General features: G+C 71.3%; 19 protein-coding genes and 3 tRNA genes. 8 read left to right on the top strand and 14 right to left on the bottom strand.

Going from position 1 to position 23,137, the window contains the following annotated elements; all coding sequences use genetic code 11:
• Positions 1 to 199: 199 nt before the first annotated feature.
• Both ACFV8T_RS05255 and ACFV8T_RS05250 read left to right on the top strand, forming a co-directional pair.
• Entirely contained in the window at positions 200 to 1,585 is a 1,386-nt protein-coding gene (locus tag ACFV8T_RS05255) for an acyl-CoA synthetase (protein WP_385324800.1), read from the top strand.
• The gene (locus ACFV8T_RS05250) at positions 1,578 to 2,963 is read left to right on the top strand and encodes a carboxyl transferase domain-containing protein (protein WP_385324721.1); all 1,386 of its coding nucleotides are present in this window, start codon (positions 1,578 to 1,580) and stop codon (positions 2,961 to 2,963) included. Before ACFV8T_RS05255 ends, ACFV8T_RS05250 begins: the two co-directional genes overlap by 8 nt.
• 16 nt (positions 2,964 to 2,979) lie before the next feature.
• On the opposite strand, the gene ACFV8T_RS05245 is transcribed toward ACFV8T_RS05250, so the two are convergent.
• The 6 genes from ACFV8T_RS05245 to ACFV8T_RS05220 all read right to left on the bottom strand — a co-directional run bounded on the left by ACFV8T_RS05245 (position 2,980) and on the right by ACFV8T_RS05220 (position 7,430).
• Complete coding sequence (locus tag ACFV8T_RS05245; protein WP_385324719.1) at positions 2,980 to 4,245, bottom strand: MFS transporter; 1,266 nt, start codon at positions 4,243 to 4,245, stop codon at positions 2,980 to 2,982.
• A 58-nt stretch (positions 4,246 to 4,303) separates the two neighbouring features.
• Complete coding sequence (locus ACFV8T_RS05240) at positions 4,304 to 6,187, bottom strand: ABC transporter ATP-binding protein (protein WP_385324716.1); 1,884 nt, start codon at positions 6,185 to 6,187, stop codon at positions 4,304 to 4,306.
• 128 nt (positions 6,188 to 6,315) lie between these two features.
• On the bottom strand, positions 6,316 to 6,516 hold the full coding sequence (locus ACFV8T_RS05235) for a hypothetical protein (protein ID WP_385324713.1): 201 nt from the start codon (positions 6,514 to 6,516) through the stop codon (positions 6,316 to 6,318).
• A 456-nt stretch (positions 6,517 to 6,972) separates the two neighbouring features.
• Positions 6,973 to 7,046, bottom strand: a tRNA-Ile gene (locus ACFV8T_RS05230).
• Between the two features lie 233 nt (positions 7,047 to 7,279).
• Positions 7,280 to 7,352 (bottom strand) — tRNA-Asn (locus ACFV8T_RS05225).
• A gap of 5 nt (positions 7,353 to 7,357) precedes the next feature.
• Positions 7,358 to 7,430 (bottom strand) — tRNA-Asn (locus ACFV8T_RS05220).
• A gap of 194 nt (positions 7,431 to 7,624) precedes the next feature.
• Between ACFV8T_RS05220 and ACFV8T_RS05215 the strand changes: the two genes are divergently transcribed.
• The 4 genes from ACFV8T_RS05215 (at position 7,625) to ACFV8T_RS05200 (ending at position 13,274) form a co-directional block, all read left to right on the top strand.
• Positions 7,625 to 7,924, top strand: a complete 300-nt coding sequence (locus ACFV8T_RS05215; protein ID WP_385324711.1) for a YtxH domain-containing protein — start codon at positions 7,625 to 7,627, stop codon at positions 7,922 to 7,924.
• Between the two features lie 70 nt (positions 7,925 to 7,994).
• Positions 7,995 to 9,440 (top strand): FGGY family carbohydrate kinase, encoded by a 1,446-nt coding sequence (locus tag ACFV8T_RS05210; protein ID WP_385324708.1) that lies wholly within the window; start codon positions 7,995 to 7,997, stop codon positions 9,438 to 9,440.
• Positions 9,441 to 9,609: 169 nt separating this feature from the next.
• Positions 9,610 to 11,343, top strand: coding sequence for an ABC transporter ATP-binding protein (locus tag ACFV8T_RS05205; protein WP_385324705.1), 1,734 nt, complete (start codon positions 9,610 to 9,612; stop codon positions 11,341 to 11,343).
• Positions 11,343 to 13,274: an ABC transporter ATP-binding protein gene (locus ACFV8T_RS05200; RefSeq protein ID WP_385324703.1), complete on the top strand. Its 1,932-nt coding sequence runs from the start codon at positions 11,343 to 11,345 to the stop codon at positions 13,272 to 13,274. The genes ACFV8T_RS05205 and ACFV8T_RS05200 overlap by 1 nt, the downstream gene beginning before the upstream one ends.
• Before the next feature lie 63 nt (positions 13,275 to 13,337).
• On the opposite strand, the gene ACFV8T_RS05195 is transcribed toward ACFV8T_RS05200, so the two are convergent.
• The 6 genes from ACFV8T_RS05195 to ACFV8T_RS05170 form a co-directional block, all read right to left on the bottom strand.
• Entirely contained in the window at positions 13,338 to 14,525 is a 1,188-nt protein-coding gene (locus ACFV8T_RS05195; protein ID WP_385324798.1) for an RNA polymerase sigma factor, read from the bottom strand.
• A 175-nt stretch (positions 14,526 to 14,700) separates the two neighbouring features.
• Positions 14,701 to 16,608 carry a DNA primase gene (dnaG, locus tag ACFV8T_RS05190; RefSeq protein WP_385324700.1) on the bottom strand — a complete coding sequence of 636 codons (1,908 nt, stop codon included), beginning with the start codon at positions 16,606 to 16,608 and terminating at the stop codon, positions 14,701 to 14,703.
• Positions 16,609 to 16,746: 138 nt separating this feature from the next.
• Positions 16,747 to 18,006 (bottom strand): NAD(P)/FAD-dependent oxidoreductase, encoded by a 1,260-nt coding sequence (locus ACFV8T_RS05185; RefSeq protein ID WP_385324698.1) that lies wholly within the window; start codon positions 18,004 to 18,006, stop codon positions 16,747 to 16,749.
• 290 nt (positions 18,007 to 18,296) lie between these two features.
• The gene (locus ACFV8T_RS05180; RefSeq protein ID WP_385324796.1) at positions 18,297 to 19,607 is read right to left on the bottom strand and encodes a deoxyguanosinetriphosphate triphosphohydrolase; all 1,311 of its coding nucleotides are present in this window, start codon (positions 19,605 to 19,607) and stop codon (positions 18,297 to 18,299) included.
• Between the two features lie 45 nt (positions 19,608 to 19,652).
• Positions 19,653 to 19,844 carry a hypothetical protein gene (locus ACFV8T_RS05175; RefSeq protein WP_385324696.1) on the bottom strand — a complete coding sequence of 64 codons (192 nt, stop codon included), beginning with the start codon at positions 19,842 to 19,844 and terminating at the stop codon, positions 19,653 to 19,655.
• A gap of 79 nt (positions 19,845 to 19,923) precedes the next feature.
• Positions 19,924 to 20,136 (bottom strand): hypothetical protein, encoded by a 213-nt coding sequence (locus ACFV8T_RS05170; protein WP_385324693.1) that lies wholly within the window; start codon positions 20,134 to 20,136, stop codon positions 19,924 to 19,926.
• Positions 20,137 to 20,350: 214 nt separating this feature from the next.
• Here ACFV8T_RS05170 and ACFV8T_RS05165 point away from each other — a divergent pair, with 214 nt between their 5' ends.
• The gene (locus tag ACFV8T_RS05165; RefSeq protein ID WP_385324691.1) at positions 20,351 to 21,061 is read left to right on the top strand and encodes a vancomycin high temperature exclusion protein; all 711 of its coding nucleotides are present in this window, start codon (positions 20,351 to 20,353) and stop codon (positions 21,059 to 21,061) included.
• Positions 21,062 to 21,080: 19 nt separating this feature from the next.
• On the opposite strand, the gene cutA is transcribed toward ACFV8T_RS05165, so the two are convergent.
• Positions 21,081 to 21,419, bottom strand: a complete 339-nt coding sequence (cutA, locus tag ACFV8T_RS05160; protein ID WP_266419510.1) for a divalent-cation tolerance protein CutA — start codon at positions 21,417 to 21,419, stop codon at positions 21,081 to 21,083.
• Between the two features lie 84 nt (positions 21,420 to 21,503).
• Positions 21,504 to 22,115: an NADPH-dependent FMN reductase gene (locus tag ACFV8T_RS05155; protein WP_385324688.1), complete on the bottom strand. Its 612-nt coding sequence runs from the start codon at positions 22,113 to 22,115 to the stop codon at positions 21,504 to 21,506.
• An 87-nt stretch (positions 22,116 to 22,202) separates the two neighbouring features.
• On the opposite strand from ACFV8T_RS05155, the gene ACFV8T_RS05150 reads away from it, so the two are divergent.
• Positions 22,203 to 23,003 carry an aminotransferase class IV family protein gene (locus ACFV8T_RS05150; protein ID WP_385324685.1) on the top strand — a complete coding sequence of 267 codons (801 nt, stop codon included), beginning with the start codon at positions 22,203 to 22,205 and terminating at the stop codon, positions 23,001 to 23,003.
• The last annotated feature ends 134 nt before the right edge of the window (positions 23,004 to 23,137 follow it).

Here is a 23,137-nt window from a genome sequence, read left to right as displayed (position 1 = left end):
CCCGAATACTGGATGTATTCGGGCGTTCCGACAACGCGGCGAGGTGCCGTAGCTGACGTCGCACGCCCGCCAGGGATTACGGGACAGCCCTTAGGGCCTACCGCTCGGATCAGGGCCTAGGGTGCGGTGGGTGACTCCTCTTCTCTCTGTGCCGGATGACGGTTCGACCCGGGAAGCCACCCGGTTCGGCGAACACACCATGACCTACGACCGGTTGGCCACCGCCTCCAGCGCGCTCGCCGCGCGTCTCGTGGGCGCCGGGCGGGTCGCCGTCTGGGCCACCCCCACCCCCGAGACGGTGGTCGCCGTCGTGGCCGCGCTGCGTGCCGGGGTGCCGGCGGTGCCGCTCAACCCGAAGACGGGGACGCGCGAACTCGCCCACATCGTGGCCGACAGCGAACCGACCGTGGTGCTGGCCGGGGCGGGCGACACGCTCCCGCCGGTGCTGGACGCGCTGGACCGCATCGACATCGACACGGCCGGGGAGGACGTCGGCGCCGCGCTCCCCGAGCCCGCCCCCGAGTCCCCCGCGCTGATCGTCTACACCTCCGGCACCACGGGCCCGCCCAAGGGCGCGATCCTGCCCCGGCGGGCCATCGCGGCCTCGCTCGACGCGCTGGAGGACGCCTGGCAGTGGACCGGCGACGACGTGCTCGTCCACGCCCTGCCGCTGTTCCATGTGCACGGCCTGATCCTGGGCGTGCTGGGGCCGCTGCGGCGGGGCGGATCGGTGCGGCACCTGGGCAGGTTCTCCACCGACGGGGTGGCCCGGGAACTGTCGTCCGGCGGCACCATGCTCTTCGGCGTACCGACGATGTACCACCGGCTGGCCGAGGCCCTCGACGGCCCCGGGGCGGAGGGGCTCGCGAAGGCGCTGGCCGGAGCCCGGCTGCTGGTGTCCGGGTCGGCCGCGCTGCCGGTGCACGACCACGAGCGGATCGCGACGGCCACCGGCCGCCGGGTCATCGAGCGGTACGGCATGACGGAGACCCTGATGAACACGGGCGTCCGGGCCGACGGCGAACCGCGCCCCGGAACGGTCGGCGCGCCCCTGCACGGCGTGGAGCTCCGCCTGGTCGAGGAGGACGGCACCGTCCTCGCCGAGGACGCAACCGGACCCGATGCCATCGGCGAGATCCAGGTGCGCGGCCCCAACCTCTTCACCGGCTATCTGAACCGCCCCGACGCCACGGCCGCCGCACTCACCGAGGACGGCTGGTTCCGCACCGGGGACATGGCCACCCGGGACGCCGACGGCTACGTACGGATCGTCGGGCGCAAGGCCACCGACCTGATCAAGAGCGGCGGCTACAAGATCGGCGCCGGGGAGATCGAGAACGCGCTCCTGGACCACCCCGGCGTCCGCGAGGCCGCCGTCACCGGTGAGCCGGACCCGGATCTGGGCGAGCGGATCGTCGCCTGGGTGGTGCCGGCCGACCCGGCGTCGCCGCCGTCCGGGGACGAGCTCGCGGACCATGTGGCCGCCCAGCTGTCCCCGCACAAGCGCCCGCGCACGGTCCGCTACCTGGACGCGCTGCCCCGCAACGACCTCGGCAAGATCATGAAGCGGTCGCTCCATGCCTGACCGGCTGACCGCGAGAGCGGCCATCGCGGCCCTCACCGCGGACTTCGAAGAGCTCGGGGAGCTCGGGGAGCCCGGGGAGCCCGGGGAGCCCGGGGAGCTCGGGGACGGGCCCCTCGCCTGGGCCGGGTACGCGGACTCCCGGGCCCGCGCCGCCGCCCGTACCGGTGAGGAGGAGTCCGTCGTCCACGGCCTCGCCTCGGTCGGCGGCCGGGCCTGCGTGCTGGTCTCGTTCGAGTTCGGGTTCCTGGGCGGTTCGCTGGGGCAGCGCACCGGGGACCGGCTGGAGGCCGCGTACGAGGCCGCCCGGACCCGGGCGCTGCCGCTCGTCTCGCTGATCGCGACGGGCGGCAGCCGGATGCAGGAGGGCATGGTCGCCCTGACCCAGCTCCAGCGGGTGGCCCGTGCCTCGGCGCGGCTGCGGGCGGCGGGCCCCGCGCAGCTCGCGGTCCTGCGCGACCCGACGACGGGGGGCGGCTGGGCCACGCTGGGCGCGGGCGCCGATGTGATCCTGGCGCTGCCGGGCGCCCAGGTCGGGTTCGCCGGTTCCCGGGTACGGCCCCCGGACGCGGACCCTCACGCGTACACCGCCGAGGGCCAGCTGGCCGCGGGCCAGATCGACGCGGTCGTCCCGCCGGACGAGCTCCCAAGGACGGTGGCCCACTGGCTGCGGGCGCTCCACGCCCCGGGCTCCCCGGCGCTCCCCGCCCCCGTGCCGGACGCCCTGTCCACCACCGGCCTTCCGGTGACCGGCTGGGACGCGGTCCGGCAGGCCCGCTCGCCCGCCCGGCCGCGCGCCGAGGCGTATCTGGACGCCTATTTCGACCACCGGCTCCCGCTCGGCGGCGACCGCTGCGGGGGTACGGACCCGGGGCTGCTCTGCGGTTTCGGGCGGCGCGGCGGCCGGTCCATCGCGTACGTGGCCCAGTGCGGCACCGCGACCCGCCCGGCCGGCTACCGCACGGCGGCGCGGGTGATCCGGCTGGCCGACCGGCTCGGCGTTCCCGTGCTCACGCTGATCGACACCCCGGGCGCGGCGAACGACGCGGAGGCGGAACGGGTGGGCGCGGGCGCCGCCATCGCAGGCGCCTTCGCGGCGATGGCGGAGGCCCGGGTCCCCGTCACCACCCTGGTGATAGGTGAGGGCGGTTCGGGCGGCGCGCTGGCCCTCGCGGCACCGGGGAACACCCATGTCACCCGGGACAGCTACTTCTCGGTGATCGCCCCGGAGCCGGCGGCGGCGATCCTGAAGCGCGCCCCGGACGAGGTGCGTGCCACGGCCGACCAGCTGCGGCTGCGCCCCCAGGACCTGGCGGAACTGGGCTTCGCCCGCTCGGTGGTGGGGCCGCGGGACGGAGCCGGGGACGTGCCGCGGGGGTGAGGCGCGGGCGGGGCCGTCACGGCTGGGGGTCCCGCGCGTCGTACCGCGCGAACCCGCGCCACCGCAGCGCCAGCAGGGAGACGGCGACGACACAGGCGATCCCGCCCCCGGTCACCGCCAGGCCGGGCGAGGTCAGGTCGGCGACCGATCCCGTCAGGAAGTCGCCGAGCCTCGGCCCGCCCGCCACGACGACGATGAACACGCCCTGGAGCCGCCCTCGCATCTCGTCCGGCACGGCCGCCTGGAGCATGGTGTTGCGGAAGACCATCGAAGTGGTGTCCGCGCACCCGGCGAGCGCCAGGAAGAGCAGCCCGAGCCAGAGCTGCCGGGTCAGTCCGAAGACCGCGATGGCGGTGCCCCAGCAGGCGACGGCGAGCAGCACGGCGAGACCGTGGCGCCGGATGCGCCCCAGCCAGCCGGAGAACACCCCGCCGAGCAGCGCGCCGAGCGCCGGGGCGGCCACCAGCAGTCCGGTGGTCTTCGCGTCGCCGCCGTACCAGAGGACGGCGACGACGGGGAACAGCGCCCGGGGGTGGGCCAGCAGCATGGCGCACAGATCGGTGAAGAAGGTCATCCGGAGGTTGGGCCTGGTCCCGAGGAAGCGCAGCCCGTCCGCGACGGACGCCCGCTTGTCCCCCGCGCCCTCCTCGCGCTGCGGCAGCATGGCAGGCAGCCGCCACATCGCGTAGAGCGAGGCGGTGAAGGTGATGGCGTCGACGGTGTACGCGGCCCGGTAGCCCCACCAGCCGACGACGAGCCCGCCGAGCATCGGCCCGACCAGCGTGCCGGTGGTGCTGGTCATGGAGGTGAGCGCGTTGGCGGCGGGCAGCTGCTCGGCCGGCAGCAGCCGGGCGATCATCGAGCTGCGGGCGGGCGCGTTGACCGCGAAGCAGGCCGCCTGGAGGCCGACGACCGCGTACAGCAGCCCCACCTGCTCCACCCCGGCGACGGTGATGGCGACCAGGGCGACGGAGAGCACGAACGACCCGGCGGAACTGGCCAGCCCCAGCTTGCGGCGGTCCATGGTGTCGGCGACGGCCCCGCCGTACAGCCCGAAGACGACCAGCGGCAGGAACGAGCAGAATCCGATGAGCCCGACCGAGAAGGCGGACCCGGTGATGTCGTAGACCTGGAGCGACACGGCGAGCGAGGTCATCCCCTGCCCGATCCAGGAGACCGTGTTCCCGAACCAGAGCCGCCGGTAGTCGGGCGAGCTCCGCAGAGGTGTGAGATCGGCGAGTATGCGGGTACGGGAGGTGGGTCCTTCGGTCGTTTCGGTCACGCCGGATGGTAACGACCGGGTCGGTCCGTACGGTTGGGGCCCTGCGCCGGGGACCGGCCTACCTCCAGTGGATCCCTGACGTCCGGGCAGGCTTGTACACGGTCCCGTTGTGCGGGTGGGTGCGACGCTCGAACAGTGTGGCGTACAGGCCGCTCCTGTCGAGAAGTTGGGTGTGCGTGCCGGATTCCACCAGCCGCCCCTCGTCCAGGACGAGGACACGGTCGGCGTCCGCGGCCAGGGCCAGGTCGTGGGTGATCACGATGGTGGTACGGCCCCGGGCCAACCGCCGCAGCGGTTCGAGGATGCGCTCCGCGGCCAGCCGGTCCAGTCCGGTGGTGGGCTCGTCGAGAAGGAGAACGGGGGCGTCGCGCAGCATGGCGCGGGCGATGGCGATGCGCTGCAACTGGCCGCCGGAGAGCCGGGAGGTGCCGGTGGATATGACTGTGTCATATCCCTCCGGGAGGACCTGGATGAACCCGTGGGCGTCGGCCGCCCGCGCGGCCCGCACCACATCGTCGTGGCTCGCGTCGAGGCTTCCGCAGCCGATGTTCTTCTCGATGGTGTCGTGCAGGACCAGCGTGTCCTGCGGCAGCAGCGTGACGTTCTGCCGGAGGTAGGGCAGCGGCAGCCGGTCCACGGACACACCGTCCAGCAGTACGCTGCCGGCGACCGGGTCGTAGAACCTCAGCAGCAGCGCCGCCAGCGTCGACTTGCCCGCACCGCTGGGGCCGGTGATGACCAGCAGTTCCCCGGGACTTGCGGTGAACGAGAGGTCCCGGAGCACCAACTCGTCGCTGCCCGGGTAGTGGAAGAACACCTGACGCGCCTCCACCTCGCCGAGCGCCCGGCTCCGCGGCGGCACGGGCACGGAGTCGCCCGGGTCGGTGACCGCGGGCTCGGCGTCGAGGATCTCCAGCAGTCGTTCGGCGCCCGCGGTCGCGGCGGTGGCCGTCAGGCCGAGCTGGCCCAGCGAGCGGATCGGCGGGTAGAGGTAGCCGATGAAGGCGGCGAAGGCCAGCAGCTGTCCGAGCGTCATCCGGTGCCGGGAGATCTCCCACGCCCCCAGACCGATGATCGCCAGGACGCACAACGTCTGGAGGACCTCGACGAGTTGCTCGTAGAACTCGGTGAGGCGGACGGCCTTCACCGCTGTCCTCAGCCGGATACGTGCCTTGCTGAGGAGCCGCTCCTCCTCATCGTGCTGCCTGTTGTACGCCTGGGTCATGACGACGTTGACCAACGTCTCCTCGACCACGGCCGTGATGGCACCGTCCGCCGCCCGACCGCGCCGGGACACCGCGCGCAGGGGCCCGGCGAAACGGGTGGTCGTGAACCAGAAGAGCGGCACCATGACAAAGGTGGCAAGGGCCAGATCCCAGCGCAGCCACAGGGCGGCGGCGGCGTAGAAGAGCGTGCTGAACACGGCCGATGCCGCCCCGACGATGCCGGAGACCACGAGCGCTTCGATGGCTTCCACGTCACCTGTCAGCCGCTCCACCAGGTCACCGCGGCGATTGCGCTGGTAGAAGTGCGGCGGAAGCGTCTGAAGATGCCCGAATACCCGTGCCCGCAGCCTCATCACGAAGCGTTCGGCGACCCAGGCGGCGAGCGAGTTGCCCAGATATCCCACCACCGCACCGATGACCGCCACGGCGACCCACTGGCCGGCAGGCTTCCAGAAAGCGCTGACGGAGCCGGTCTGCAGAGCGGTGTCGGTGAGTTTGGCGAAGAGCAGGACCGTGATGGTCTCGGCGATGGCGGCCAGGACGGCGCACAGGAGAATGAGGATGAGCCAGCGCCGGTCACCCTTGGTCAGTGGCCAGAAGCGCCGGAACGCCACGACGATGCTGATGGGATCCGTGCGGATCGGGACATCCGTCACCGAATCCTGAGGAGTCTCTTCGGGAGGCGCTGGGCGCCGGGACGAGCTGCTGAGGCTCATGGGCGTCACGTCACAGAAGTGCTCGGACTATGGACCATCTCCATAGGCGCGGACCCCAAAACCGCGAGACCGACCCGCGCCGCAGCGCGAGCCTGCCTCGTTTCGGGGATGGTGTCGGGGGTGTGGGGTCAGTAGCCCCACCCACCGCCGCCGCCGCGGCCGTAACCGCCGCGTCCGCCACCGCCACGGCCGTAGCCGCCGCGTCCGCGTCCGAAGCCGAAGCCGCGTCCGTAGCCACCGCGTCCGCGTCCGAAGCCGCCTCCGCCACCGTAACCGTAGCCACCGCCACCGCCGTGGCTCCTGTAATCGAAGATGCTGCGTACGTTCATCTTCGCCTCCTCTGGAGGAGTTCGCTGCGCCGCTCCTTGCTCTTGCTGCGGCACTTTCGACACTACGTCCGACCCCTGCGGCCAACAAGTCGTAGAAGCCGAAATCAAGGATAAAAAGGGACGAAATACCGTAGTCCTTCAGAGCGTTGTCATAAGTGACTCTCCGGACATCCGTCGGGGCGGCCGAGGGCGGCGCACACCTCGCGACGGCGTCACGGCCATCGCCCGGCCGCACACAATCGGGGCCGCCCGTACGGACACTGACGCACCGACGCACCGACTCTTCGACGCGGAACGGGCGGCCCCCGGGCCGTAACCCACCGGCACGACCCGCCGGGCCGGGGCGCGGCCACTTGATCTTGCTACGGGGCTATGGTGAGGGCCCCCACGGAATCCGTGAGGGCCCTCGTGCCTACATATGCGCAGGTCATAACGTTTCTGCCGGAACATCGGCAGTGGGGCGGGTGGGACTCGAACCCACGGCCGACGGATTATGAGTCCGCTGCTCTAACCGGCTGAGCTACCGCCCCTTTTCGGCGTGGCGCGTACAAGTGTGCGCGCCGTCTGCCGCAGCATAGCCGGTCATACGATCTCTCGCTCCGGATGGTCGGCTTCGCATGACCATGAAGACCTCGACGTCGGCCGTCCGGTTCCGGACGGAGCGAAGTACACACGAAAGAGTCACACGCATCCCACACGCACCACGGTGACGACCGTCGGCGGACATACGAAAAAGGACCCCTCGGGGTCCTCTTCCGTTCCGCTCCCCCGACTGGACTCGAACCAGTAACCCTCCGGTTAACAGCCGAATGCTCTGCCAATTGAGCTACAGGGGATCGCGCTCCCCCGACTGGACTCGAACCAGTAACCTGCCGGTTAACAGCCGGCTGCTCTGCCAATTGAGCTACAGGGGATTGCTGCGTATGCACCGAACCCTACCTACCTGGCTGCTGCCGGGCGGCGCGCGTTCGCTGCGACACATACATTAGCGCAAGCAGGGGGGTGCTTTGCCAATCGGTATCCCCCGGGGTGATCTCCGGTGCCCGCGGGTAGGTCGGGCAGCACACGTCGCACTGAGCGTCGCACTGAGCAAGGAAGGGTGGCAGCCATGCGGTACCGGCTCACGTTCATCGCCGGACTGGCCCTCGGATACGTGATCGGGACACGGGCCGGGCGCGAGCGCTACGAGCAGCTGAAGAAGGCCGCACGCCAGTTCGCCCAGAATCCGGCCGTGCGCAATACCGCCGAGTCCGCGGCGCAGAGCGGCCGCGATCTGGCCGGCAAGGCGTACCACTCGGTGAGCGAGAAGGTCGGCGACAAGGTTCCCGCCTCGGTGGCCGACCGGGTGCGCTCGCTGCGGGGCCGCGGCCGGAACGGCGAGGACGACTGGGGCACCACCAACACCTAGCCGGACCGCCCCCACCACTGCCGCGCCGACCGGTAGGGAAAAGCTCCGGCGGTGCGGCAGAATCTTGGGCATGGGGATAGTCGCCGGCTTGGACAGTTCTTCCGCCTTCACGCACATCGTCGTCTGCGATACGGACACGGGCGCCGTGCTGCGCCGGGGGTTCGCCGCACACCCCGTCGAGGCGAAGGCCACCGAGGTCGACCCGCAGGCGTGGCTGCTCTCGCTCGGCGAGGCCGCCACCGACGGGCTGCTCGAAGGGGTGCAGGCCATCGGCGTCTCCGCCCAGCAGCACGGTCTGGTGCCGCTGGACCGCCAGGGCAACCTCGTCCGCCCGGCGCTGCTCGGCAACGACAAGCGGGCACAGGTCGCCGCAGCCGATCTGATCGACGGACTCGGCGGGCGGCAGCCCTGGGCCGAGGCGGTCGGGGCGGTGCCGCAGGCCGCGCAGCCGGTGTCGAAGCTGCGCTGGCTGGCGCGGACCGAGCCGGAGGCGGCCCAGCGGGTGGCCGCGGTGCTCCAGCCGCACGACTGGCTGGTCTGGCAGTTGCTGGGGCGTCCCGCCCGGCGGACCACCGACCGGGGTGCCGCGTCCGGCACCGGCTACTGGTCGGCGGACACCGGCTCCTACCGGCCCGATCTGGTGGAGCTCGCGCTCGGCCACCAGGCCGCGCTGCCCGAGGTGCTCGGCCCAGCCGACGCGGCCGGGACGACGCCCGAGGGGCTGCTGATCTCCGCGGGGACCGGCGAGACGATGGCGGCGGCGTTCGGGCTCGGGGTCGGGGTCGGCGACGCGGTGGTGTCGCTGGGTGCGTCGGGCTCGGTCATGGCGGTGCACGACGAGGCGCTGTCCGATCCGACCGGGATGATCACTTCGTTCGCGGACGCGACCGGGAAGCACCTGCCGGTGGTGCACACGTCCAACGCGGTACGGGCACTGCGCGGGACCGCCGAGATGCTCGGCGTGGAGGGCCTCGACGAGCTCTCCGCGCTGGCGCTGAAGTCCACGCCGGGCGCGTCCGGGCTGGTGCTCCTGCCGTACCTGGAGGGCGAGCGGACGCCGCAGCTGCCGCATGCCGCGGGGACGCTGTGCGGACTGCGGCGCGAGTCGATGAAGCCGGAGCACCTGGCGCGGGCGGCGTTCGAAGGGATGCTGTGCTCGCTGGCCGACGCGCTCGATGTGCTGCGCGGCCGGGGCGTGGAGGTGCGGCGGGTCTTCCTGCTGGGGGCGGCGGCCGAGCTGCCCGCCGTGCAGGGGCTCGCACCGGCGCTGTTCGGTACGCAGGTGGTCGTGCCTCAGCCCGCCGAGTACGCGGCGCTGGGCGCGGCCCGGCAGGCGGCCTGGGCGCTGGGCGTCTCGCAGGGGACGGCCGATCCGCTCACTCCCCCGGCCTGGCAGGGCGCCGCGGCGCAGGTGCTGGAGCCGGGCGACGAGCTGGCGGTCGGGCAGGCGGTGCGCCAGCAGTACGTGGCGACGCGGGACCAGATCCACCCCGGAGCGTTCGACTCCGCGAGCTGAACCGTCCACCTGTGCGGATATGACCGGGTACACCCGTGGAGATGAACCCCTCCACTTGTGTACTCGGTCTGTTTTTTGACCTGGTCTTGAGTAAAATCGCTCGCAGTCGCGGCCCCCGGTGCCGGAAAATGGGTCGACTCCCGCCCTCTGCCGACTCCGAGAGACACGCGTGCTCATAAAACTCCTGCGGGCCTATCTCGGTCCGTACAGAAAACCCATCCTGCTGCTGGTCCTCCTCCAACTGCTGCAGACCTGCGCCAGCCTCTACCTGCCCACCCTGAACGCCGACATCATCGACAACGGTGTCGTCAAGGGGGACACGGGCTACATCCTCGAATTCGGCGGCATCATGATCGCCGTCAGCATCGGCCAGGTGGTCTGCAACATGGGGGCCGTCTACTTCGGCGCCCGTACCGCGTCCGCGCTCGGCCGTGACGTCCGGGCGTCGATCTTCGACCGGGTGCAGTCGTTCTCGGCCCGTGAGGTCGGACGATTCGGGGCGCCCTCGCTGATCACCCGTACGACCAACGACGTCCAGCAGGTCCAGATGCTGGTGCTGATGACCTTCACCCTGATGGTATCGGCCCCGATCATGTGCGTCGGCGGCATCATCATGGCGCTCGGCCAGGACGTCCCGCTGTCGGCGGTGCTGCTCGCGGTGGTGCCGGTGCTCGGCATCGCGGTGAGTCTCATCGTGAAGCGGATGCGTCCGCTGTTCCGCACGATGCAGGAGCGGCTCGACACGGTGAACCGGGTGCTGCGCGAGCAGATCACCGGCAACCGGGTCATCCGCGCCTTCGTCCGTGACGGCTACGAGGAGGAGCGCTTCCGCGGCTCCAACACCGAGCTGACCGATGTGGCGCTGTCCACGGGCCGGCTGATGGCGCTGATGTTCCCCACCGTGATGACGGTCGTGAACGTCTCGTCGATCGCCGTGCTCTGGTTCGGTGCCCACCGCATCGACAGCGGCGGCATGGAGATCGGCGCGCTGACCGCCTTCCTCGCCTATCTGATGCAGATCGTCATGTCGGTGATGATGGCCACCTTCATGTTCATGATGGTGCCGCGCGCCGAGGTCTGTGCCGAGCGCATCCAGGAGGTCCTGGAGACCGAGTCCAGCGTGGTCCCGCCCGTCAAGCCGGTCCGCGAGCTGACCGCCCGCGGTCATCTGGAGGTGCGCGGCGCGGACTTCCGCTACCCGGGTGCCGAGGAGCCGGTGCTGCGGGCGGTGGATCTGGTGGCCCGCCCCGGCGAGACCACCGCGATCATCGGGTCGACGGGCAGCGGGAAGTCGACGCTGCTCGGGCTCGTACCGCGGCTGTTCGATGTGACGGACGGCCAGGTGCTGGTCGACGGTACGGATGTGCGGACGCTGGAGCCGGCGCTGCTGGCGCGGACCGTGAGTCTCGTTCCGCAGAAGCCGTATCTGTTCTCCGGGACGGTCGCGACGAACCTGCGGTACGGAAACCCGGACGCGACCGACGAGGAGCTGTGGCACGCGCTGGAGGTCGCGCAGGCCAAGGAGTTCGTCACGGCGCTGGAGCACGGTCTGGACGCGCCGATCGCGCAGGGCGGCACCAATGTCTCGGGCGGGCAGCGGCAGCGTCTGGCCATCGCCAGGACGCTGGTGCAGCGGCCGGAGATCTACCTCTTCGACGACTCGTTCTCCGCACTCGACTACGCCACCGACGCCGCGCTGCGCGGGGCGCTGACGCACGAGACGTCCGAGGCGACCGTGGTGATCGTGGCGCAGCGGGTGTCCACCATCCGCGACGCGGACCGGATCCTGGTGCTGGACGAGGGCCGGGTCGTCGGCTCCGGCACCCATCACGAGCTGATGGACGGCAATGAAACGTACCGGGAGATCGTGCTCTCCCAGCTGACGGAAGCGGAGGCCGCGTAATGGCCGGGCCTGGCGGACGCATGATGGCGGGCGGGGCGCCGACCGACCGGTCCATGGACTTCAAGGGGTCCTCGAAGCGGCTGCTGAGGCGCTTCGCGAAGGAGAAGGCCCCGCTGTACGTGATGCTCGCGGCCTCGGTGCTGAGCGTCGCCCTGTCGGTGGTCGGGCCGAAGATCCTCGGCCGGGCGACCGACCTGATCTTCGCCGGGGTCGTCGGCCGGGAGATGCCCGAGGGGACGACCAAGGACCAGGCCATCGAGGGCCTGCGCAAGAGCAGCAGCGGCCTGGCCGACATGCTCTCCGGGGTGGACTTCGTCCCCGGTCAGGGCATCGACTTCGGTGCGGTGGGCGACGTACTGCTGGTGGCGCTGGCGGTCTATGTCGGCGCCGGCCTGCTGATGCTGGTGGCGACCCGGCTGTCGATCCGGATCATCAACCGGATCATCTTCCAGCTGCGCGAGGACATCCAGACGAAGCTGTCGCGGCTGCCGCTGTCGTACTTCGACCGGGCCAAGCGCGGCGAGGTGCTCAGCCGGGCGACGAACGACATCGACAACATCTCGCAGACGATGCAGCAGACGATGGGCCAGCTCATCAACTCCCTGCTCACCATCGTCGGCGTGCTCGTCATGATGTTCTGGGTCTCGCCGCTGCTGGCGCTGGTCGCCCTGGTGACGGTGCCGCTCTCGGTGGTCGTGGCCACGAAGGTCGGCAAGCGCTCGCAGCCGCAGTTCGTGCAGCAGTGGAAGGTGACGGGCAAGCTCAACGCCCACATCGAGGAGATGTACACCGGGCACACCCTGGTGAAGGTCTTCGGCCGGCAGGAGGAGTCCGCGCGGGACTTCGCCGAGCAGAACGAAGCGCTGTACGAGGCCGGATTCAAGGCACAGTTCAACAGCGGGATCATGCAGCCGCTGATGATGTTCGTCTCGAACCTGAACTATGTGCTGATCGCCGTCGTGGGTGGTCTGCGGGTCGCTTCGGGGTCGCTGTCGATCGGTGACGTGCAGGCGTTCATCCAGTACTCGCGGCAGTTCTCGATGCCGCTGACCCAGGTCGCCTCGATGGCGAACCTGGTGCAGTCGGGTGTCGCCTCGGCCGAGCGGATCTTCGAGCTGCTGGACGCCGAGGAGCAGGGCGCCGACCCCGCGCCCGGCGAGCGCGAGCGCCCCGAGGAGCTGCGGGGCAGCGTCTCGCTGGAGAAGGTGTCGTTCCGTTACGACCCGGAGAAGCCGCTCATCGAGGATCTGTCGCTGAGCGTCGAGCCGGGTCACACGGTCGCGATCGTCGGCCCGACCGGGGCCGGCAAGACCACGCTCGTCAATCTGCTGATGCGGTTCTACGAGGTGACGGGCGGCCGGATCACGCTGGACGGGGTCGACGTGACGAAGATGTCGCGCGACGAGCTGCGGCAGGGCATCGGCATGGTCCTCCAGGACACCTGGCTGTTCGGCGGTTCGATCGCGGACAACATCGCGTACGGCGCGTCGCGCGAGGTCACCCGTGAGGAGATCGAGGAGGCGGCGAAGGCGGCCCACGCCGACCGGTTCATCCGTACGCTGCCGGACGGCTACGACACGGTGATCGACGACGAGGGCTCCGGCGTCAGCGCGGGCGAGAAGCAGCTGATCACCATCGCGCGGGCCTTCCTGTCCGACCCGGTGATCCTGGTGCTCGACGAGGCGACGAGCTCCGTCGACACCCGTACGGAGGTCCTGATCCAGAAGGCGATGGCGCGCCTGGCCCATGGCCGTACGAGCTTTGTGATCGCGCACCGGCTCTCCACCATCCGGGACGCCGACGTCATCCTGGTGATGGAGAACGGCTCGATCGTCGAACAGGGCACGCACGAGGAGCTGTTGGACGCCGAGGGCGCCTATGCCCGCCTGTATTCGGCGCAGTTCGCGCAGGCGGTCGCCGAAGTCGACTAGGAACACCGCCCGTTCGGACCCCAGGGCCCGCACCGCCGTCCGGCGGTGCGGGCCCTCGCGCCGTCAGTCGAGGTAGCCGCGGAGCTGGTCGGCGAAGGCGTGGTCCCGCAGTTTGCTGAGGGTCTTGGACTCGATCTGGCGGATGCGCTCGCGGGTCACGCCGAAGATCCTTCCGATCTCCTCCAGGGTGCGGGGCCGTCCGTCGTCCAGCCCGTAGCGCAGCTGGACCACCTTCCGCTCGCGCTCGCCCAGGGTCGAGAGCACCGCTTCCAGGTGCTCGCGCAGCAGCAGGAACGCGGCGGACTCGACCGGGGACGCGGCATCGCCGTCCTCGATCAGGTCGCCGAGCGCGACATCGTCCTCCTCGCCGACCGGGGCGTGCAGCGAGACCGGTTCCTGGGCGAGCCGCAGGACTTCGCCGACCCGCTCCGGGGTGAGGTCGAGCTGGTCGGCGACCTCCTCCGCCGTCGGCTCGCAGCCGCGTTCCTGGAGCATCCGGCGCTGGACCCGTACGACACGGTTGATCAGTTCGACGACATGGACCGGGACCCGTATGGTCCGCGCCTGGTCGGCGAGGGCGCGGGACATGGCCTGCCGGATCCACCAGGTCGCGTACGTGGAGAACTTGTAGCCCCGGGCGTAGTCGAATTTCTCGACGGCCCTGATCAGCCCGAGGTTTCCCTCCTGGACCAGATCGAGCATGGTCAGCCCGCGGCCGACATAGCGTTTGGCGACGGAGACGACGAGGCGGAGGTTGGCCTCGATGAGGCGGCGTTTGGCCATCCTCCCCATGACCACCAGCCGGTCGAGATCGACGGCCAGCCGGGTGTCCGGGTCCGGGGTGCCCGCGAGCCGTTCCTCGGCGAAGAGTCCGGCCTCGACCCGGCGCGCGAGCTCCACCTCGTCGGCGGCGCTGAGCAGGGGGATCCGGCCGATCTCCCGCAGATACTGGCGGAAGAGGTCGGAGGACGGACCGGCGGTCTCCGGACGGCTCCGCGGTTCGGGCGGCTCGGACCCCCGGGGCGACTCCTCCATGAGTGCCTCGGGGGGCTCGGGCGGATCGGTCTGTGTCGGCGGCTCCACCGCGGCCTCCGGATGGTGCACGGCCCGGTTCTGCGCGGGGATGGCCGAGACATGCTCGGTTTCGGTCAGGGTCCGGGTCTGCACGGGGGCGACCTCCAGGTGATCGCTGCCGGACCGCGGGGATGGAGGACCACCGTTCGGTGGGCCGGCCGCGCTCCGATGTCTCAGGCACCGCCCCCCAGTGTGGGGGAAGACACATCGCCGCCACGAGGGGCGTGCGGCGACTTTCTGAGTCCGGTCCGTGACCGGTCGGTTACGCGGGGGCGCTGGGGCCTGTCCGGCGGACCGGGCGCGACCCCGGCCATGATCCGCCGGACCGGCCCTTGCCCCGCCGGGCGCCCGCTCAGAGCGCGTCGGCCCCGCTGTTGCGCAGGGACTGGGCGTACTGCTGGAGGACCCAGACCTCGTTCTGCGCGGCCGCCAGATGGTCCGGGGCGACATTGCTGCCGAGGCGGGCGAGGCTGCCCTGGACGTCGTCGATCCGGCGGTCGACGGCGCGCAGCCGGACCTGGACGAGCTGCATGCCCGCGTAGGTCTCATCGATGGTCTTGCCGTGGAAGACCTCGACGGCGAGCTCGGTGACCAGATTGCGCACCGTGTCGTTGGGCGCCGCGTCCAGGACCTGGACCAGGTATTCGCGGGTCTCGGGGACGCCGAGCTCCGCGCCGCCCGCCTCCGCGATGCACTGCCGGACTGCGGCGTACGGCGGGGCGGTGAATTCGTCCATCCCGTAGGCGTCGAAGGCCGGGGAGACCAGGGCGGGCTTCTGCAGGGCGAGCTTCAGCAGCTCGCGCTCGGTGCGGTGGGCGGGGCTGCGGAGGTTGAGCGCGGGGCCCGAGGGGGCGGCGGGCGCCCGGACCTGCTGGTGCTGGTGGCCGCCGCGGGAGGGCGGCTGGGCGGGGCCCCGCTGGTCGCCCCGTTCGCGGGCCCAGCGGGCGAGCTGGCCGACGCGCTTGACGACGAACTGGGTGTCCAGGATGCCGAGCATGCCGGCCAGCTGGACGGCGACCTCGTGCTGCGAGGAGCTGTTCTTGATCCGGGCGACGACGGGGGCCGCCTCGTCGAGCGCGGCGCCGCGGCCCGCCGGGGTCTCCAGGTCGTACCGGCCGACGATCTGGCGGAGCGCGAACTCGAAGAGCGGGGTGCGGGGGTCGACCAGGTCGCGGACGGCCTCGTCGCCCTTGGCCAGGCGCAGATCGCAGGGGTCCATATTGTCCGGGGCGATGGCGATGTACGTCTCCGCGGCGAACTTCTGGTCGTCCTCGAAGGCCCGCAGGGCGGCCTTCTGCCCGGCCGCGTCACCGTCGAAGGTGAAGATCACCCGAGCACTGCCGTTGTCCATCAGGAGCCGGCGGAGGATCTTGATGTGGTCACCGCCGAAGGCCGTGCCGCAGGTGGCGATGGCGGTGGTGATCCCGGCGAGATGGCAGGCCATGACGTCGGTGTAGCCCTCGACGACCACGGCCCGGCTGGCCTTCGCGATGTCCTTCTTCGCCAGGTCGATCCCGTACAGCACCTGGGACTTCTTGTAGATCGCGGTCTCGGGGGTGTTGAGGTACTTCGGGCCGTTGTCGTCGTCGCGCAGCTTGCGGGCGCCGAAGCCGACGACGTCGCCGGAGGTGTCGCTGATCGGCCACATCAGCCGGCCTCGGAAGCGGTCGATGGGGCCGCGCCTGCCGTCCTGGGAGAGGCCGGAGGTGATCAGCTCCTTGTCGCTGAAGCCCTTGCCGCGCAGATAGCGGGTGAGGTGGTCCCAGCCGGCCGGGCTGTAGCCCACGCCGAAGTGGGCCGCGGCCGCCTGGTCGAAGCCGCGCTCGGCGAGGAACTTCCGGCCGATCTCGGCCTCGGGGCTGTCCAGCTGCTCGACGTAGAACCGGGCGGCCACCTTGTGCGCCTCGACCAGCCTGATGCGCTCGCCGCGCTGGTGGGAGGGGTTGTACCCGCCCTCCTCGTAGCGCAGGGTGATGCCCGCCTTGGCGGCGAGCCGCTCGACGACCTCCGCGAACGTCAGATGGTCGATCTTCTGCACGAAGGCGATCGTGTCGCCGCCCTCCTGGCAGCCGAAGCAGTGGAAGAGACCCTTGCTCGGGCTGACCTGGAAGGAGGGGGACTTCTCGTCGTGGAACGGGCAGAGGCCCTTGAGGTTGCCACCGCCCGCGTTGCGCAGCTGGAGATACTCGGAAACGACGGCGTCGATCGGGACCGCGTCCCGTACCGCCTTCACGTCGTCGTCATTGATCCTGCCTGCCACGGGTGAAGTCTACGGGTGGGGTACGACAGCCGTGCCGCGTGCCGATGTGATCCGTGGAACCCGGTGGTGCCGCGCGGACCGGCCGGGTCGTTCCGTCCGGGGCCGCCGGACGGAACGGCCGGGCCTGTCCGGCAGGACTCAGGCCAGGGATGCCAGCGGGACCGACGGGTCCGCCAGCGCGTCCGGGTCGATCTGCCGACCGGACCGGACCAGTCCCTGCACGGTCTCGGTGACATCCCATACGTTCACGTTCATCCCGGCCAGCACCCGGCGGTCCTTCAGCCAGAAGGCGATGAACTCCCGCTTCCCCGCGTCGCCCCGGATGACCACCTGGTCGTAGCTGCCGGGCGGCGCCCAGCCCGAGTATTCGAGACCGAGGTCGTACTGGTCGGAGAAGAAGTACGGCACCCGGTCGTAGCTGACCTCCTGGCCGAGCATGGCGCGGGCCGCGGCCGGGCCGCTGTTCAGCGCGTTCGCCCAGTGCTCCACGCGCAGCCGGGTGCCGAGCAGCGGGTGAGCCACGTTGGCGACGTCACCGGCCGCGAAGATGTGCGGGTCGCTGGTGCGCAGGGAGGCGTCGACGGCGATGCCGCCGCCGTCCGCGCGCGGGGCCATGGCGAGTCCGGAGGTCTCGGCGAGGGCGGTGCGGGGCGCGGCGCCGATCGCGGCGAGCACGTCGTGGGCGGGGTGCTCCTCGCCGTCGTCGGTGCGGACGGCGAGCACCAGGCCGTCCTGGCCGATGATCTCGGTGAGGCGGACGCCGAAGTGGAAGCGGACCCCGTGGTCGCTGTGCAGATCGGTGAAGATCTGGCCGAGTTCGGGGCCGACGACCTGGTGCAGCGGGGTCGGTTCCGGTTCCATCACGGTGACCTCGGCGCCGTACCCGCGCGCCGCCGCCGCGACCTCCAGTCCGATCCAGCCGGCCCCGGCGATCACCAGATGGCCGTTGTCGCGGCCGAGTGCGGCCAGTACGTTGCGCAGCCGGTCGGCGTGGGCGAGGCGGCGCAGATGGTGGACGCCGGCCAGGTCCGTGCCCGGTACGGGGAGGCGGCGGGGCTCGGCCCCGGTGGCGAGCAGCAGCTTGTCGTAGTGGACGACGGTGCCGTCGCCGAGCTGTACGGCGCGGGCCTTCCGGTCGAGCGAGGTGACGGGCTGTCCCAGGTGCAGCTCGATGTCGGCGCCCGCGTACCAGGCGGTCTCGTGGACGAAGACGCTGTCCCGCTCCTCCTTGCCGGACAGATAGCCCTTGGAGAGCGGCGGCCGTTCGTACGGATGGTCCCGTTCGTCGCCGAGCAGGATCACCCTGCCGCTGAAACCCTCCGTCCGGAGTGTCTCGGCCGCCTTCGCTCCCGCCAGTCCTCCGCCGACGATGACGAACGTCCGATGTGCGTCGACCACTTGATGCCTCCTCGGTGCTTGCTGCGCGGCGCCGCCAACTGCGAGCGTCCCGCACGCAGCGTGATGGCGAAAGAGGGTGTACCCCGATCAGGTCACACCCGGGGTCTCTCGTTCGGATCGGGCCGGATCAGGCCGGATCAGGAAGGATCGGGCCCCGCGACCCCGGCCATGATCCACCGGACAGGCCCTGGGGGTCAGGGCCAGTCTGCGCGGTGCGGCCCGCGGGACGGGGTGCGGCTCGCAGACAAGGCGGAAACGGGACGATCGCCCTGGCCCGGGGCGGGCGCCGGTCATCGGCGGCGTTCGGTGAGCGCCGCGTGCAGCGAGCGGGCCGAGGCGTCGGTCAGTGCGGCGATCTGGTCGACCAGGACCCGCTTGCGGGCCCTGTCGTCGCGGGCGGCGTCGAACAGGGCCCGGAACTGCGGCTCCAGCCCCTCCGGGGCGCGTGCGGTCAGCGCGGCGGCCAGCTCGGCGATGACGATCCGCTGGTCGGCGCGGATCGCCTCCTGTTCGGCGCGCTGCATGACGTACCGGTCGGCGACCGCCTTGAGCACGGCGCATTCGTTGCGGGCCTCGCGGGGGACGACCAGCTCGGCGGCGTAACGGCCGAGGCGGCCCGTCCCGTACGCCTGCCGGGTGCCGCTCTCGGCGGCGAGGCAGAACCGGCCGATGAGCTGGCTCGTCGCGTCCTTCAGCCGGGCCTGGGCGACGGCGGATCCGTCGTAGCCGTGCGGCCACCAGTCCTGGGCGATGAGCCGGTCCAGCGCGTCTGCCAGCTCCTGGGGCTCGGTGTCCGCGGGGACGTAGCGGCCGATGGCGACCGCCCAGATCTCGTTCCGCTCCGGCTCGGCGTAGAGGCAGTTGGGGTCGATGTGCCCGGCGTGCAGCCCGTCCTCGAAGTCGTGCACGGAGTAGGCGACGTCGTCGGACCAGTCCATGACCTGGGCCTCGAAGCACTTGCGGTCCTTCGGCGCCCCCTCGCGGGCCCATTCGAAGACCGGGAGGTCGTCCTCGTACACCCCGAACTTCGGCGAGCCGGGGTCGGCGGGGTGCGCGCCGCGCGGCCACGGGTACTTGGTGGCGGCGTCCAGGGCGGCACGGGTCAGGTTGAGTCCGACGCTGACCAGTTCGCCGGTGCGGGTGTCGGGCACGAACCGCTTCGGTTCGAGTCTGGTCAGCAGGCGCAGCGACTGGGCGTTGCCCTCGAAGCCCCCGCAGTCCGACGCGAAGTCGTTGAGCGCCTGCTCCCCGTTGTGTCCGAACGGCGGGTGGCCCAGGTCGTGGGCGAGGCAGGCCGTCTCGACCAGGTCGGGGTCGCAGCCGAGCGCGGCCCCGAGCTCGCGGCCGACCTGGGCGCATTCGAGGGAGTGGGTGAGCCGGGTACGCGGACTGGCGTCCCAGGCATGGCTGCGGGTGCCCGGGGTGACGACCTGGGTCTTCCCGGCGAGCCGCCGCAGCGCGGCGGAGTGCAGCACCCGGGCACGGTCGCGCTGGAACGCGGTACGGCCCGGCCGTTTGTCCGGCTCGGTGTCCCAGCGCCGGGCGTCGGCCGCGCCGTAGGGGGCCGTGCCGTGGTCCTGTGTGCCCTGCGTACCGTCCATGCCGTCCATGGTTCCGACAGTAAACGGCCGGACCGACAAGAGGGCTCAGGGGGCGGCCGGGAGATGTCCGTTCATCAGGTTCTCCCTCGCCGGGAGCGTCGGTGCGGTCCTCCGGGTCCCGTCCAGCGCGACGAGTCCGAGCTGGGTGCCGAGCTGTGCGGTGATGCGGGTCAGCAGTTGCGCCGTGCTGTCGAGGGGCAGGGACTCCTGGGCTGGTGCCGGTGCCGGCTGCGTCATGGTCCCGATGGTGCGGGACCGAGGTTGCCGCGCCGTTGCGGGCGGGTGACGGGTGCCGTGGAGCCTCCGTGCCACCGGTTCACCGGAGCCGCCGGGCCGCCCGCTCCGCCGCCGCGTGCCACCACCCCGGGGGCGAGGGTGCCGTGGGGCGGGCGGTGGGCTGGTCGGGGTGGAGGCCCAGGGAGCGCAGCGCCGAGGCGCGGGCGCGGACGGTGATCCAGCCGCGCCAGTGGCCGTCCGGGCCGGGGGCGCAGGCCAGGTCGCAGCGCAGTTCACCGGCGGGTATCGGCATCCAGTCGATGCCCCGGTCCCGCAGTCAGGCGCGGGCGGCGGCAGCCGGGTGCAGGGCACCCTTCAGGTTCTCGTACGCGGCGATCGTCACCCAGTCGTCCTCGGCCCCGGTTCGGTTCATGGCGTTCATCCTGCCCGTTCGAGAACTCTTTCGGCCCGTGAATCGTCCGATCATGTGGGACGACGGAGCACGGCACGGAAAAAAGGGGGCTCCCATGCGGGTGAAGCGGCCGGGACGGCAGCTGCTCGGGCGGTTGCGGCCGCGGTGGCCGCGGACCCGGCGCGGGCAGCGGCGGGCCGTGCAGGGGCTGATGGTCGCGTGTGTGCTCGCGCTGGCGCCCGCGACCTGGACGTACTCCGTCGCCGACGCCCGGGTCAGGACGACCGCGGACGCGCCCGCGCAGCAGGTGGCCATGGTGTTCGGGGCGGGGCTCTGGAAGGGCCGGCCCTCGCCGTATCTCGCCAACCGGCTGAAGGCCGCCGCCGAGCTGTACCGGGACGGGAAGGTGAAGGTCGTGCTCGTGACCGGTGACAACAGCCGCGAGGAGTACGACGAGCCGGATGCCATGCGCACCTATCTCAGGGAGCACGGGGTGCCGGACAAGCGGATCGTGAGCGACTTCGCCGGGTTCGACACCTGGGACTCGTGCGTGCGGGCCAAGAAGATCTTCGGGGTCGACCGCGCGGTGCTGGTGAGCCAGGGGTTCCACATCCGCCGGGCAATCGCGCTGTGCCGTTCCGCGGGGATCGACGCGTACGGGGTGGGCGTGGACGCCGTGCACGACGCGACCTGGTACTACGGCGGGACGCGGGAGGTGTTCGCGGCGGGGAAGGCGGCGCTGGACGCCGTGTTCAAGCCCGACCCGTACTTCCTGGGACCGCGCGAGCCGGGGATCGGGGAGGCGCTGGCGGCGCACGGGGAGTAGCCCCGGGACGGACCCGGGGCTACAGGGAGGTGACCGGAGCGGTTTCGGCCGAGACCCAGGCGAGGTAGCCGGCGCTGCCCCGGAGCACCGGGATCGCGATGATCTCCGGGGTCTCGTAGTCGTGCGCCTCCTGGAGGTGGGCCTCCAGTTCGTCGTACCGCTCGGCCGTCGTCTTGAACAGCAGCTGCCACTCCTCGGTGGTCTCGATGGCGTTCCGCCAGTGGTAGACCGAGGTGACGGGCGCGGAGATCTGTACGCAGGCGGCGAGCCGCGCCTCCACCGCGCCCTGCGCCAGGGAGTGGGCCTTCTCCTCGCTGTCCGTCGTGGTCAGTACGGTCAGCCATGCCGGCGTCGTCACCTTCGGCTCCTGCGGGGTCGGTCGCGTGTGTTCCGGTACCCCTCGATTGTCGGGGACGTCGCGGCGCGGCGCAGCGTTCCCGGGTCAGACGCCGTACGGACGGACGGCCTTGGCGTCGCGCAGGGCGTGCCCCCACCAGACCAGCTGGTCGAGCAGTACCTTGGCCGCCGCGTCGCAGCCCGCCGGGTCCCGGTGCCTGCCCTCGTCGTCGAAGAGGGCGCCCGCGTCGTGGAAGGACACGGTCTCGCGGATGCCGACGGTGTGCAGCTCCGCGAAGACCTGCCGCAGGTGCTCGACGGCGCGCAGCCCGCCGGACACCCCGCCGTACGAGACGAAGGCGACGGGCTTGGCCTGCCATTCGGCGCGGTGCCAGTCGATGAGGTTCTTCAACGGGGCCGGGTACGAGTGGTTGTACTCGGGGGTGACGACGACGAAGGCGTCGGCCGCCGCCAACCGGGGCGAAACGGCGGCGAGTCGGGCCTGCGCGTCGACGTCGGGCCGGTAGGAGAGGGCGACCGGGAGGTCGAGTTCCGCGACGTCGATCAGATCGGTCTCGATGTCGGGGTGGGGGTCGGTGTGCGAGAGGAACCAGCCGGAGACGACGGGGGCGAACCGTCCCTCGCGGTTGCTGGCGAGGATGACCGCGACCTTCAGGGGTGCGGTGGAAGGGGTCGTGGGTGCTGTGGTGAGGTCCATGCGAAGAGGCTCTTATGTCAACCATGGTTGAGGTCAAGTCCTTTCGCCGGACCCCGCCGCCGGACGTCGCGGCATACGGTGGACGGCATGACGACTCCCCCGCCCGCACCCTCCCCGTACGCCGAGTTCGACGGACATCCGGCCACCGAGGCGGACCTGCGGATTCCGGCCTTCCTCGGCTACGGCCATTTCACGGCCATGCAGGTCAGGGACGGAAAGGTGCGCGGCCTGGCCCTGCATCTGGCCCGGCTGGACGCCGCCAACCAGGAGCTGTTCGAGTGCGGCCTGGACGGGGCACGGGTCCGCGAACTGATCCGGCACGCGCTGGACGGTGCCGGGGTGCGGGACGCCTCGGTCCGGATCCACTGCTATCTGCCTCCGGGCGACGCGGAGACGACCGTCATGGTCACGGTGCGGGGGCCGGCGCGGAAGTCCGCCGAACCGCACGGCCTGATGTCCGTCCCGTACGCCCGCACCGTGCCGCACATCAAGCGGCCCGGCGAGTTCGGCCAGACGTACTACGCGCAACTGGCCGCCCGCGCCGGGTTCGACGAGGCCCTGCTGACCCTGCCGGACGGTGCGGTGACGGAGGGCGCGATCACCAACATCGGTTTCTGGGACGGCACTTCGGTCGTCTGGCCGGACGCCCCCTGTCTGCTCGGCGTCACCATGGCGCTGCTGGAGCGGGAACTGCCCGCCGCGGGGCTGGCGTCCGTACGGCGTCCGGTGACCCTGGACGGGCTTGGCGCGTTCCGGTCGGCGTTCCTCACCAACTCGCAGGGCATCGCGCCGGTCGGACGGATCGACGACACGGAATTCGCGGTGGACGAGGAGCTGATGAAGCGGATCGGGCAGGCGTACGACGGTGCGCGGTGGGACACGATCTGACGCGCCCCGCCCCGGTGCGGTCGAGGGAACACACAAAGGAGGGGAACGGGGGGGGGTTGAACCCCCCTCCCCACCCACCATTTCCCGGAGCGGGATGTGCGAGAGGGGGGTGCCGAAGTTTGGGGGGGCACTTT

Origin of the sequence: Streptomyces sp. NPDC059832 (assembly GCF_042731715.1) — a bacterium.
Taxonomy (GTDB): Bacteria; Actinomycetota; Actinomycetes; order Streptomycetales; family Streptomycetaceae; genus Streptomyces.
This window is presented reverse-complemented; position numbering and strand designations above follow the sequence as displayed.

Excerpts from the sequence above, each read along its gene's own strand:
- ACFV8T_RS05255 (WP_385324800.1), top strand. The coding sequence starts at position 200 with ATGACCTACGACCGGTTGGCCACCGCCTCCAGCGCGCTCGCCGCGCGT.
- ACFV8T_RS05250 (WP_385324721.1), top strand. The coding sequence starts at position 1,578 with ATGCCTGACCGGCTGACCGCGAGAGCGGCCATCGCGGCCCTCACCGCG.
- ACFV8T_RS05240 (WP_385324716.1), bottom strand. The coding sequence starts at position 6,187 with ATGAGCCTCAGCAGCTCGTCCCGGCGCCCAGCGCCTCCCGAAGAGACT.
- ACFV8T_RS05235 (WP_385324713.1), bottom strand. The coding sequence starts at position 6,516 with ATGAACGTACGCAGCATCTTCGATTACAGGAGCCACGGCGGTGGCGGT.
- ACFV8T_RS05215 (WP_385324711.1), top strand. The coding sequence starts at position 7,625 with ATGCGGTACCGGCTCACGTTCATCGCCGGACTGGCCCTCGGATACGTG.
- ACFV8T_RS05210 (WP_385324708.1), top strand. The coding sequence starts at position 7,995 with ATGGGGATAGTCGCCGGCTTGGACAGTTCTTCCGCCTTCACGCACATC.
- ACFV8T_RS05200 (WP_385324703.1), top strand. The coding sequence starts at position 11,343 with ATGGCCGGGCCTGGCGGACGCATGATGGCGGGCGGGGCGCCGACCGAC.
- ACFV8T_RS05180 (WP_385324796.1), bottom strand. The coding sequence starts at position 19,607 with ATGGACGGTACGCAGGGCACACAGGACCACGGCACGGCCCCCTACGGC.
- ACFV8T_RS05175 (WP_385324696.1), bottom strand. The coding sequence starts at position 19,844 with ATGACGCAGCCGGCACCGGCACCAGCCCAGGAGTCCCTGCCCCTCGAC.
- ACFV8T_RS05170 (WP_385324693.1), bottom strand. The coding sequence starts at position 20,136 with ATGCCGATACCCGCCGGTGAACTGCGCTGCGACCTGGCCTGCGCCCCC.
- ACFV8T_RS05165 (WP_385324691.1), top strand. The coding sequence starts at position 20,351 with ATGCGGGTGAAGCGGCCGGGACGGCAGCTGCTCGGGCGGTTGCGGCCG.
- ACFV8T_RS05155 (WP_385324688.1), bottom strand. The coding sequence starts at position 22,115 with ATGGACCTCACCACAGCACCCACGACCCCTTCCACCGCACCCCTGAAG.
- ACFV8T_RS05150 (WP_385324685.1), top strand. The coding sequence starts at position 22,203 with ATGACGACTCCCCCGCCCGCACCCTCCCCGTACGCCGAGTTCGACGGA.